Consider the following 12,423-nt stretch of genomic DNA (forward strand, 5'->3'; position numbering starts at 1 on the left):
TACACGTCCTTTTATATGAGGATTAATGTTTGAAGTGTCGTACATGCGTTAGAACCATCGAAATACCATATTTATCTGCCATTGCAATCGATTCTTTGTCTTTGATCGAGCCACCCGGTTGAATAATCGCCGTAATGCCCGCTTTTGCAGCCGCTTCGACCGTATCATCCATTGGGAAAAAGGCATCTGATGCAAGTACCGCACCTTTCGCTTTTTCGCCTGCTTGATCTAGTGCAATCATAGCCGAACCAATACGATTCATTTGTCCAGCGCCAATTCCAAGTGTTTGTTTATCCGAACCAACCACAATCGCATTGGATTTCACATGTTTCACAATTTTCCACTGCGCAAGTAAAGCTTTCATTTCGGCTTCAGTTGGTTGTTTTGCTGTCACTACTTCATAGCTAGCTGTATCTTCTACGAGAGAATCGCTCGCTTGAATCAGTAACCCGCCGTTAACCGATGTTTTCTCGAAACCTTCCACCGAGCCAGCAAACGGAACGGTTAACAAACGAATATTTTTCTTTTTCGCTAAAATGGCAAAAGCTTCTTCGGAAAAACTTGGCGCAATGATAATCTCTAAGAAAATTTTGCTCATATGTTCCGCCGTGTTCGCGTCAACTTCTTTATTTAAAGCAACAATACCGCCAAAAATGGACGTTTCATCTGCTTCATAGGCTTTCAAATAAGCTTCTTCTATATTTTCGCCAACACCAACACCACACGGATTCATATGTTTCACGGCAACGGCAACTGGTTCTGTAAACTCACTGGCAATTTTCAGTGCCGCATCTGCATCGCGAATGTTGTTGTAGGATAACTCTTTACCATGGAGCTGTTTAGCAGCACTAATCGAGTTTTCCACGGCACGTGGTTCTGTATAAAAAGCTGCATCTTGATGAGGATTCTCACCGTAACGCAAGACTTGTTTTCGATTGTAAGTAAACGTCACTTTTTCTGGGAAAGCTTCTCCAGTAATGTCCGTTAAGTATTCAGCGATTAAAGCATCATAGGCCGCTGTGTGCCGAAATACTTTTGCTGCAAGGCGCTGTCTCGTTTCAAAAGTGGTAGCCCCGTGCTCTTTTAACTCTGTCAAAACGGTATCATAGTCTGCTGTATCGACAACAACAGTTACCGCCGCGTAATTTTTCGCAGCCGAACGCAACATCGAAGGTCCGCCAATATCAATATTTTCAATCGCTTCTTCTAAAGTAACACCCGGTTTTTGAATCGTTTCTTGGAAAGGATATAAATTAACGATTACTAAATCAATCGGCTTGATATCATGTGCCGCAATAGCTTCCATATGTTCGGCTGTATCACGTCTCGCAAGCAATCCACCATGAATCGCTGGATGAAGAGTTTTCACTCGGCCATCAAGCATTTCGGGAAATTCTGTTACTGCCTCAATTCCCGTCACTGGTACGCCCGCTTGTTCAAATGCCGCTTTTGTTCCACCAGTTGAAATAATTTCTACACCAAGTTCTACTAATTGTTCTGCAAATGGCACGATGCCGTTTTTATCTGACACACTAATAAGCGCTCTTTTCATGATAATTAATCGTTCCCTCCATTTTGAATTAATCCTCGAATCACTTTTGGATAAAAAATATGTTCTACTTGATGAATTTTTTCTGCTAAAGTTTCTGCGGTTTCTGCTGCATCTATCGCTACTTTCACCTGATCAATCATCGGCCCAGTGTCCATTCCAGCATCCACAAAATGCGCGGTAACTCCCGTTTCAGAAACATTCGCCTGAATCGCCTGCCCAATCGCATCTTTCCCTTTAAAATCGGGTAGTAACGACGGATGCAAGTTAACGATTTGCTCTGGAAATTCTGCAAGTAACGTTGGCCCAATCAAGCGCATATATCCTGCTAGCACTAATAAATCAATTTCCAAGCCGCGCAGCTCTAATAAAATTTCCGTTTCAAACGCTTCTTTATCCGGATAATTTTTCGCTTCAAAAAGGAAAACCGGAATTTGATGCTTGTTCGCGCGTTCTAAAACATACGCATTTGGCTTATCACACACAAGTAATTTCACGTGTGGCTTAATGATCTCGTCATCTACTAATGCCTGAAAATTCGAACCGTTACCAGAAGCAAAAATGGCTATGTTCATCCTTTTTGGCCTCCCGCGAAAATAACCGCTTCGCTTTCACGTGTCGTAACTTCACCAATAACGTAAGCCGCTTCCCCGTTTTGGACAAGTACTTCCAAGGTTTTTTCGACATCCGCTTTCGCAACTGCGAGCACCATGCCAATACCCATATTGAAAATTTCATACATTTCAAGTTCCTTTAGTTGACCATATTTCTTCATAACATCAAAAATCGGCAACACCGGCCATGTTCCAAGCTCCACTTTCACTGCTAAATCCTCTGTTAACATCCGTGGCAAGTTCTCGACAAATCCGCCGCCAGTCACATGCGTAATCCCGCGAACGTCTACTTGTTTTAGTACTTCTAAAACAGGTTTCACATAAATGCGTGTCGGTTTAAGCAACTCTTCTGCAAGTGGCACTTCTAATTCAGCCAATTCCGCATCTAAAGCAAAATCGTTATCTTTAAAGAAAATTTTCCGAACGAGCGAATAACCATTACTATGAATCCCACTGGAAGGAATACCGATTAGCGTATCGTTAGCTTTAACCGAGCCTTCTGTAATCAGTTTTTGTTTCTCGACAGCTCCTACAGTAAAACCAGCTAAGTCATAATCATCCGCGCCATACATATCTGGCATTTCCGCCGTTTCGCCGCCAATTAACGCCGCTCCCGCTTGTTCGCAGCCATCTGCCACACCTTTCACAATTTGTTCCATTTTCACCGGGTCTGTTTTTCCTGTTGCGATATAATCTAAGAAAAATAAGGGCTCGGCACCTTGAGCTAAAATGTCATTCACGCACATTGCCACGCAGTCAATCCCGATAGTATCATGTTTATCTGCTTCAATAGCCAAAAGTAATTTTGTCCCAACACCATCTGTACCAGAAACAAGGACAGGCTCTTTTAAATTCAAGCTACTTAAATCAAACATTCCGCCAAAAGAACCAAGCGCTCCCATAGCGCCCATTCGTTCTGTTCTAGCCACATGTTTCTTGATGCGTTCCACTACTTGATAGCCAGCTTCTACGTCTACGCCTGCTTTACTATATGCATTTTCTGCCATTCGATTTGTCACTCCTCATTATTTTTCTGCTTCTAAGCTCGCTAAATATTCCGCTTCATAATCGTATAAAGGGGTTGGATAATCACCGTTAAAATAAGCCATACAAAGTCCCCCGTAAGGTTCGTTCGGATAAGGTCTACCAATCGAATCCACCAAGCCTTCTTCACTCAAATACTCTAAAGAATCAGCGCCAATAATCCGGCAAATTTCATCGACAGAATAATTAGATGCGATTAATTCATTTCGCGTTTGAATATCGATACCATAAAAACAAGGGTACGCAAGGGGTGGTGAAGCAATTCTCACATGAACTTCCGCTGCTCCCGCTTCCCGCAAAAGTTGCACAATCCGTTTACTCGTCGTCCCGCGCACAATCGAATCATCAATCATCACAACTCGTTTACCTTCCACAACACCGCGCACCGCTGAAAGCTTCATCCTAACCCCTTGCTCTCTGAGTTCTTGCGATGGTTGGATAAAGGTTCTTGCCACATATCTATTTTTGATGAGGCCAAGCTCGTATGGAAGTCCAGCTTCTTCCGCATAACCAATCGCCGCAGAAATACTTGAATCTGGCACACCTGTAACAACATCGGCGTCAATAAATGCTTCTTTCGCCAGCCTTTTCCCAGAACGTTTTCTAGCTGAGTGAACATTAATCCCAGCAATATTAGAGTCTGGTCGAGCAAAATAAATATACTCCATACTACAAATCGAATGCTTCACATTTTCCGTAAATTTTTCAATTCGAAGTCCGTCATTATTAATAATAATCAGTTCGCCTGGTTCCACATCACGGACAAATTCAGCGCCAACCGTTTCAAAAGCACACGTTTCCGAAGCAACTACGTAAGAATCACCAATCCGACCAATCGAAAGTGGTCTAAAGCCATTCGGATCAAGCGCCGCGTACATCGTATCTTCCGTCAAAAGCATATACGCAAAGCCACCTTTGACCTTGTTTAAAGCTACTTTTAAATCTTCTACAAAGTCGCCCGTATGGCTACGTTTAATTAAATGCGCCAATACTTCCGTGTCCGAACTCGTTTGAAAAATAGCGCCTTCTTCTTCTAATTCACGGCGTAAACTTTTCGCATTCACTAAATTACCGTTATGCGCAAGTGCTAAAGAAGAACTATGAAAGTGAAATAAAAATGGTTGTACATTTCCTAAGTTTTTTTGACCAGCTGTCGCATAACGAACGTGGCCAATTGCTGCCTTACCTTTTAAATCGTCTAGTTCACCATGTTTAAATACGTCTGCTAAAAGCCCTAGATTCCGGTGTCCCTTTAGCGTTTCTCCGTCTGTTGAAACAATTCCGGCTCCTTCTTGACCGCGATGTTGTAAACTATGCAACCCATAATAGGTGATTTCTGCTGCATTAGGATGATTCCAAATACCAAAAATACCACATTCTTCATTAAGTCCTTTTACTTCAGCAAGCATGGAATAGCCCCTTCCCAAATGGATCGTAATTCCGTTGTTTTCGCCGTTACTATTTCTTCTTTATGTTTCACACGAATCGAGTCATCCGCTGTTACTACGCCAAGTCGATATACTTTTTCTAATTCCATTAATTGCGCAAAAGCTGCTTCATTTTCCGGTTTTACCGATACTAAGAAACGCGATTGTGATTCACTGAAAAGCTGATTTAAAGCAAACGGTACTTCAACATCTGCACCAAGACCTGCTTTAAACGTCGCTTCCGCAAGTGCGACTCCAAATCCACCTTCTGCCAAATCATGACTAGAAGCAACTAAACCTTCACGAATCGCTGTTAGCAGTAATTGTTGGTATTTTTTCTCTGTCGCCAAATCTAATCCTGGAGCTCGCCCGCTAATTTTCCCTTGTTGCATTTTTTGCAATTCCGAGCCACTATATTCGGCTTTTGTTTCACCAATCAAGAAAATCACATCGCCACTATTTTTAAAATCTTGTGTCGTGATATGCGCCAAATCTTCTACTAAACCAACCATCCCAATGACAGGCGTTGGATAAATCCCAGTTCCATCTGTTTCATTATAAAGCGACACATTTCCAGAAATGACAGGCGTATCAAGTTCTAAACAAGCTGCACTAATACCATCTGCCGCTTTTTCAATTTCCCAAAAGATTTCTGGTTTTTCTGGATTACCAAAATTGAGTCCATCTGTTATCGCCAGTGGTTTCCCGCCAGAACAAACGATATTGCGCGCCGCTTCCGCAACCGCTATCGCTCCGCCCACTTCTGGATCAAGATACAAATAGCGCGAGTTACAATCTGTCGTCATCGCAATCGCTTTCTCCGTTCCGCGCACACGCACAATCGCCGCATCCGAACCAGGTACAACCGCTGTATCCGTCCGTACTTGGTAATCATATTGCTCATAAATATGTCGTTTACTCGCAATCGTTGGCTGAGCAAGTAATTCCTTCCACACTTCCACCACATCATCAATAACTGGCACAAATGCTTCTTCTTCCTTGAATGCTTGATAACGAGCTGGCTCTTTCGAAGGTTTATGATAAACCGGCGCATCTTCTGCAAGCGCGTCAACAGGAACGTTCGCAACCACTTCACCGTGATGAATAATTTTGTACATTTTATCATCAGTTACTTTACCAATGACAACAGCCTCTAAGCCATAACGTTCAAATAGTGCTTGGATTTCCTCCACATGCCCTTTTTCCACGCATAGCAGCATCCGTTCTTGGGATTCAGAAAGTAACATTTCATATGGCGTCATATTTAGTTCTCGTTGCGGTACATCGTCCATAATTAATTCCAAACCAGCGCCAGCTTTTGACGCCATTTCCGAACTCGAGCTAACGAGCCCAGCCGCTCCCATATCTTGAATTCCTACTAAAATATCCGAATGATCACGAATTACATCTAAGCAAGCCTCAAGCAACAATTTCTCCATAAAAGGATCGCCCACTTGCACGGCAGAACGTTGTTGTTCGCCTTCTTCACTAAACTCAACAGAAGCAAAAGTGGCACCATGAATCCCGTCACGACCAGTTTTAGCACCCACATACATAACAGGGTTATCAATTCCTTTTGCTTGTCCTTTTTGAATATCTTTCGCTTCAATTAATCCAACACACATCGCATTGACTAACGGATTTTTCGTATAGCAAGGGTCAAATTGGATTTCGCCACCAACCGTTGGAATCCCAATCGAATTACCATAGCCAGCAATACCAGCAACCACTTCACTCACCAAATATTTCGCATGAGGCGTATCTAACTCACCAAAACGAAGCGAGTTAAGCATCGCAATCGGTCTAGCACCCATCGAAAACACATCGCGAATAATTCCGCCAACCCCAGTTGCCGCTCCTTGATAAGGCTCTACATAAGATGGATGATTATGACTTTCCACTTTAAAAGCAACACCTAAACCATCGCCAATGTCGACAATCCCAGCACCCTCACCCGGACCTTGCAACACTTGTTTTCCCTCTGTCGGGAATTTCCGAAGTACTGGTTTAGAATTTTTATAACTACAGTGTTCGGACCACATAACGGAGAAAAGTCCTGTTTCTGTATAATTAGGTTCACGTCCAAGAATAGAACAAACAAGCTCATATTCACTATCCGTTAAACCCATTTCTTGATAAATCTTTTGTTCTTTAATTTCTTTTGTCGTTGGCTCCATGTTAGGCATTTACTTGTTCCTCCTTCCAAGCATTTACAATGGACTCGAAAAGTCTTAAACCATCTGTCCCACCAATAATTTCTTCTACTGCGCGTTCCGGATGCGGCATCATACCAAGTACATTTCCACGTTCATTTACAATACCAGCAATATCCGCGCGACTTCCATTTGGATTTACACTATCATATGTAAAAACAATTTGATTCTTTTCTTTTAAGTTCAACAACGTTTCGTCATCACAGTAATAATTACCTTCCCCGTGAGCGACTGGAACTTGAATAATTTCGCCTTCATCATAAAGTCCAGTAAACATCGTATCCGCATTCGCCACCCGAAGCGGCACCGTTTTACAAATAAAATGCAAATTATTATTTCTAATTAAAGCACCTGGAAGCAAACCAATTTCCGTTAAAATCTGGAAGCCGTTACACACACCAAGCACTGGTTTTCCCATTTCAGCAAAGCGCAAAACTTCTGGCATAATACTTGAAAATTTTGCAATCGCACCAGTTCGCAAGTAATCCCCGTAAGAAAATCCACCTGGAAGTAATACTGCGTCAAAGCCTGCAAGACTTGTTTCCGCATGCCATACATATTCCGCCTCCTCGCCAAGAGAATCGCGAATCGCATGTAGCATATCAAGATCACAATTAGAACCTGGGAACTGAATGACAGCAAATTTCATCGTTTACGCCTCCTCAATTTCATATCGGTAATCTTCCATCACCGGATTTGTTAACAGTTTATCGCACATTTCATTTAATACTTCATGAATATCTCTAGCTGATTTCGCTACTTTAAGCTCCATAAATTTACCAATACGAACATCTTCTACTTCTTCGTAACCCATGCTTTTCGCTGCATCTTTTACCGCAACCCCTTGTGGATCTAATACGCTTTTCTTTAAAGTGACATAAACTTTGACATTATACATTTTGTGACCTCCTAGTTTTGAACTTGCTTTAATCTATTCAATACTTCTGTATACACATCTGTTAAATTGCCAATATTCCGACGAAAGACATCCTTATCGAGCTTCTGATTTGTTTCTTTGTCCCAAAGTCTGCATGTATCTGGAGAAATTTCATCCGCCAGCAAAATCTGACCAGCCGCATCACGACCAAATTCTAATTTAAAATCAATCAGCGTAATATTCATTTGATTAAATAATTTTTGCAATACTTCATTAATCGAACGAGCCGCATCACGAATCTTTTCCATCTCACTTGTTGTCGCAATATCTAAATAAAGCACGTGGTCATCATTAATAAACGGATCATCTAACGCATCGTCTTTATAATAAAATTCCACAATCTCACGCGGAATTACCTCGCCCTCCTCTTTTCCAAGGCGTTTCGCAAGACTCCCAGCCATCACATTCCGAACAACCACTTCAAGCGGAATAATCGCCACTTCTTTAACCAATTGTTCTGTTTCCGAAATCGCCCGAATAAAATGACTCGAAATTCCTTCTTCCGCCAAACGAGAAAAAATAAGCGATGTAATTTGGTTATTAAGCTCACCTTTACCCGCAAAAAATTCTTTTCGCACGCCATTTAGCGCAGTCGCATCATCTTTATAAGCGACACGAAGGACCCCATTTTCTTCTGTTTTAAAAAGTCGTTTTGCCTTCCCTTCATAAACCAGTTCATTAGTCACAATAATTTATCTCCTTATAAAGTACTTAACCTCTTTGAAAAAATAAATATCAAAGAGGTTAGGTTGTATTCTGCCCGTAATTATAATCCTAAACGATCAAAAATTAAGTCGACATTCTTCAGGTGATAGTTGTAATCAAAGCAATCTGCAATTTCTTCTGCAGACAGGTTTTCAGTAATTGTTTCATCTTGTTCTACTAATTCACGGAATGGCACTTGGTTTTCCCAAGCTTCCATCGCTCTTGGTTGCACGACATCATATGCCGCCTCACGAGCTAAACCTTTATCAATGAGCGCAAGTAACACACGCTGTGAATAAATTAGTCCAAGCGTTCTGTCCATATTGCGTTTCATATTCTCCGGGAATACCGTCAAGTTTTTCACAATATTACCAAAACGATTTAAAATATAATCAAGTAAAATAGTGGAATCTGGTAAAATAATCCGTTCCGCGGAGCTATGAGAAATATCACGCTCATGCCAAAGTGGTACATTTTCATAAGCTGTAACCATGTGGCCGCGAATAACACGTGCAAGTCCAGTGACATTTTCAGAACCAATCGGATTACGTTTGTGCGGCATTGCCGAAGAACCTTTTTGTCCTTTTGCAAAGAATTCTTCCACTTCACGTACTTCACTTTTTTGTAATGCGCGTACTTCTACCGCAAATTTTTCTACAGAAGTTGCAATAAGCGCAAGTGTCGCAAGGTATTCCGCATGACGGTCCCGTTGCAATGTTTGCGTAGAAATCGGCGCTGGAGTTGTCCCTAATTTTTCACATACATAGGCTTCCACAAAAGGATCAATGTTCGCATAAGTTCCAACCGCACCAGAAATTTTCCCGAATTCCACACCGTCAGCCGCAAAATTAAAGCGTACTAAGTTACGTTTCATTTCCTCATACCATAAAGCCAATTTCAGACCAAATGTAGTAGGCTCCGCATGAACACCGTGCGTACGTCCCATTGTTACCGTATATTTATGCTCTTTCGCTTTTTCACCAATAATCGCAATGAAATTCTCTAAATCTTTCCGTAAAATCTCATTCGCTTGTTTAAGTAAATAAGAATTCGCTGTATCCACTACGTCTGTTGAAGTTAGGCCATAATGAACCCATTTACGTTCCGCACCAAGCGACTCAGAAACCGAACGAGTAAACGCCACAACGTCATGTCTTGTTTCTAATTCAATTTCATGAATACGGTCCACATCAAACTTCGCATTAGCACGAATTTTCGCAACATCCTCTTTAGGAATATCACCAAGCTCTGCCCACGCTTCACAAGCCAAAATCTCCACTTCTAGCCAAGCCTGATAACGGTTTTGTTCTGTCCAAATATTGCCCATTTCTTTACGCGTATAACGTTCTAACATCCTTTTAAATTCCTCCAGTTACTTCCAAATTTGCGTTTCTTCTAAATCTTCTAATACCGCTGCTGGCTTCTCTGTCAAAATAGTGACATGGCCCATTTTGCGATTAATTTTTGCTTCTTTTTTACCATAATAATGAACGAACCATTGTGGATAACCAGCCATTTGCTCATTCACTGCATCCACATGCTGCCCTAAAATATTAATCATCACAGCTGGTTTCAATAGTTCAGGTTTTACTAGCGGCAATCCAACAATCGCACGAATATGCTGCGTAAACTGAGAAATCGAACAAGCTTCAATCGTAAAGTGTCCAGAATTATGCGGTCTTGGAGCAAGCTCATTGACATAAATCGCACCAGAATTCGTTACAAACATCTCCACTGCTAAAACGCCACACAATTGAAGAACATCCGCTAATTTTTTAGCAATTTCCTCCGCTTCCTCATGCACATCCTCAGCCACGTCTGCCGGTGCAGTAGTCGTATGCAAAATATTATTCACATGCACATTTTCAGCCACCGGAAAAGTTTCGATTTGCCCATCTAAATTACGAGCAACAACCACTGAAATCTCTTTTTCAAAAGGAATCCAAGCTTCTAATACACAAGAACCATAGCGTAACAATCGCGCTGCTGCTTCAATATCATTCGCGTCATAAAGAACAACTTGCCCTTTTCCATCATAGCCACCCTGTGCCGTTTTTAAAACAGCTGGATAACCAATACTTTTGATTTCACTTTCTATCTCTTCTTGCTCAACGATAACCGCATATGGCGCAATATTTATATTAGCAGATTCCAAATACGCTTTTTCTAAAATTCTATCCTGTGTAATCGAAAGTAATTCCGATCCTTGTGGGACAGATACTAACTCTTGCGTCATTTTTAAAGCATCGTAGTCAATATTTTCAAACTCATATGTAACTACATCGGCTTTTTCAGAAAGTTCACGTAAAGCTACTTTATCATCATAGTCCGCAATAATTTGCTCATCACTTACTTGAGCTGCTGGACAGTCTACGGTCGGATCAAGAACAATAATACGATACCCCATCGCTTTCGCTGCAAGAGCAAGCATACGTCCAAGTTGTCCACCGCCAATGATACCAATTGTACTATTTGTCAGTAAAAATTTTTTATCCAAGAGAATCACTACTTTCTAGAACAGTTTCTTCTAGTGTAGCACGTCTTTTTTGTAATCTGTTAGTAATTGCATCGTCCGTTATCGATAAAATTTGCGCCGCCAGAAGTCCAGCGTTCACAGCACCACTTTCACCAATAGCTACTGTCGCTACCGGAACCCCACCTGGCATCTGCACAATGGATAATAACGAATCCATTCCGTTCAATGCTTTGGACTTAATAGGCACCCCAATAACCGGCAAGGTCGTCTTTGCTGCAACCATACCTGGCAAATGTGCTGCGCCTCCAGCACCGGCAATAATAATTTTCAAACCACGTTCCCGCGCTTGTTCTGCATATTGAAACATTAAATCTGGCGTACGATGAGCCGAAACTACTTTTTTCTCATAAGCTATTTCTAGTTCATCTAATACATCACATGCTTTTTTCATTGTATCCCAATCTGAGGTACTCCCCATAATGACACCAATTTCCGCAGGCATTACGTGATCAACTCCTTAATAATCTCTTTTCGACTCCTTCATTCTAACAATAGGCACGATAAAAGTCAACTAAAAATCGAACATTTAATTGTTACGTTTTGTTAACGTTCGTGTTTAGGGTCGTTTTGTTGATTTCAATAGCATTATGTACTCCATTTCACTAAATAAATAAAAAAAGAAGCTACCATCATAGGTAAGCTTCTCTCTATTTCCGAACTTGTTTAATCCAAAAACCACCGTGAATTTGTTTTGGCTCAGAGGAAACAATAAAGGCGCCATTATCAATTTCAATGATTTGTTTATATAGTTTTCGCTCATTCTTCCTTTGCGTCAAAATTTCAAGCATCATCCGCTCACCATCACGACCACTGGCAAGCCAACTAGTTACCCCATATCCTAAATCCCGAATTTGATTAGGCAAATCCAGATTATACTCTTTCGTAATAACATTCACTGTAATGTATCCTAAAGCAATTCTTTCCTCAATTTTCATACCAACAATAATTCCTACACCAAATCCAACGGCATAAGCTAAAACATTAGCAATATTATTTAAATTATCCAATACCAAACTAAGCGCAACCACATAAATAATCATTTCAAACACACTAGAAAGCGCAGCTAAATAACGGTACCCTTTCATCGTCAACAACAATCTCACCGTATAAATCGTCACATACAAAATATTTACAACAAATATAGTAACTACTATAAAAATACCATTATCCACTAAAATAACTCCTTCACTTAAAAACTACAATATACTTTCTAAACAAGCGTCTTTTACTAATATAACATCCCATAAGACTGCTGACAAAAGAAACACTTCAACAAAAAAAGCCCTAAATAATTAGGACTTTTTCAAATTGCCCGGCAGCGACCTACTCTCGCAGGGGGAAACCCCCAACTACCATTGGCGCGGAGAAGCTTAACTACCGTGTTCGGGATGGGAACGG

General features: G+C 41.1%; 12 protein-coding genes and 1 rRNA gene. All 13 read right to left on the reverse strand.

Annotation, left to right across the window (positions count from 1 at the left end; all coding sequences use genetic code 11):
• Positions 1-22 precede the first annotated feature (22 nt).
• Positions 23-1,552, reverse strand: coding sequence for a bifunctional phosphoribosylaminoimidazolecarboxamide formyltransferase/IMP cyclohydrolase (gene purH, locus HCX62_RS13670; protein WP_185639454.1), 1,530 nt, complete (start codon positions 1,550-1,552; stop codon positions 23-25).
• A gap of 5 nt (positions 1,553-1,557) precedes the next feature.
• On the reverse strand, positions 1,558-2,124 hold the full coding sequence (gene purN / locus HCX62_RS13675) for a phosphoribosylglycinamide formyltransferase (RefSeq protein ID WP_185639455.1): 567 nt from the start codon (positions 2,122-2,124) through the stop codon (positions 1,558-1,560).
• The gene (gene purM / locus HCX62_RS13680) at positions 2,121-3,170 is read right to left on the reverse strand and encodes a phosphoribosylformylglycinamidine cyclo-ligase (RefSeq protein ID WP_185639456.1); all 1,050 of its coding nucleotides are present in this window, start codon (positions 3,168-3,170) and stop codon (positions 2,121-2,123) included. Before purM ends, purN begins: the two co-directional genes overlap by 4 nt.
• A gap of 18 nt (positions 3,171-3,188) precedes the next feature.
• Positions 3,189-4,616, reverse strand: coding sequence for an amidophosphoribosyltransferase (gene purF, locus HCX62_RS13685; protein ID WP_185639457.1), 1,428 nt, complete (start codon positions 4,614-4,616; stop codon positions 3,189-3,191).
• Positions 4,601-6,820, reverse strand: a complete 2,220-nt coding sequence (gene purL / locus HCX62_RS13690) for a phosphoribosylformylglycinamidine synthase subunit PurL (protein ID WP_185639458.1) — start codon at positions 6,818-6,820, stop codon at positions 4,601-4,603. The genes purF and purL overlap by 16 nt, the downstream gene beginning before the upstream one ends.
• Positions 6,813-7,496 (reverse strand): phosphoribosylformylglycinamidine synthase subunit PurQ, encoded by a 684-nt coding sequence (purQ, locus tag HCX62_RS13695; protein WP_185639459.1) that lies wholly within the window; start codon positions 7,494-7,496, stop codon positions 6,813-6,815. Before purQ ends, purL begins: the two co-directional genes overlap by 8 nt.
• Positions 7,497-7,499: 3 nt before the next feature.
• Positions 7,500-7,745: a phosphoribosylformylglycinamidine synthase subunit PurS gene (gene purS, locus HCX62_RS13700; RefSeq protein WP_185639461.1), complete on the reverse strand. Its 246-nt coding sequence runs from the start codon at positions 7,743-7,745 to the stop codon at positions 7,500-7,502.
• Positions 7,746-7,756: 11 nt separating this feature from the next.
• Positions 7,757-8,470, reverse strand: coding sequence for a phosphoribosylaminoimidazolesuccinocarboxamide synthase (gene purC / locus HCX62_RS13705; protein ID WP_185639463.1), 714 nt, complete (start codon positions 8,468-8,470; stop codon positions 7,757-7,759).
• Positions 8,471-8,550: 80 nt separating this feature from the next.
• A complete protein-coding gene (gene purB, locus HCX62_RS13710; RefSeq protein ID WP_185639464.1) occupies positions 8,551-9,843 on the reverse strand; it encodes an adenylosuccinate lyase in 1,293 nt (430 codons plus the stop codon).
• Positions 9,844-9,861: 18 nt separating this feature from the next.
• The gene (gene purK / locus HCX62_RS13715; protein ID WP_185639465.1) at positions 9,862-10,986 is read right to left on the reverse strand and encodes a 5-(carboxyamino)imidazole ribonucleotide synthase; all 1,125 of its coding nucleotides are present in this window, start codon (positions 10,984-10,986) and stop codon (positions 9,862-9,864) included.
• Entirely contained in the window at positions 10,979-11,467 is a 489-nt protein-coding gene (gene purE, locus HCX62_RS13720) for a 5-(carboxyamino)imidazole ribonucleotide mutase (protein WP_008948120.1), read from the reverse strand. Before purE ends, purK begins: the two co-directional genes overlap by 8 nt.
• Before the next feature lie 205 nt (positions 11,468-11,672).
• Entirely contained in the window at positions 11,673-12,197 is a 525-nt protein-coding gene (locus HCX62_RS13725; protein ID WP_185639467.1) for a DUF2179 domain-containing protein, read from the reverse strand.
• Positions 12,198-12,335: 138 nt separating this feature from the next.
• Positions 12,336-12,423 (reverse strand): 5S ribosomal RNA (gene rrf, locus HCX62_RS13730); the annotation flags it as partial.

It is taken from the genome of Listeria swaminathanii (genome assembly GCF_014229645.1).
GTDB classification, from domain to species: domain Bacteria; phylum Bacillota; class Bacilli; order Lactobacillales; family Listeriaceae; genus Listeria; species Listeria swaminathanii.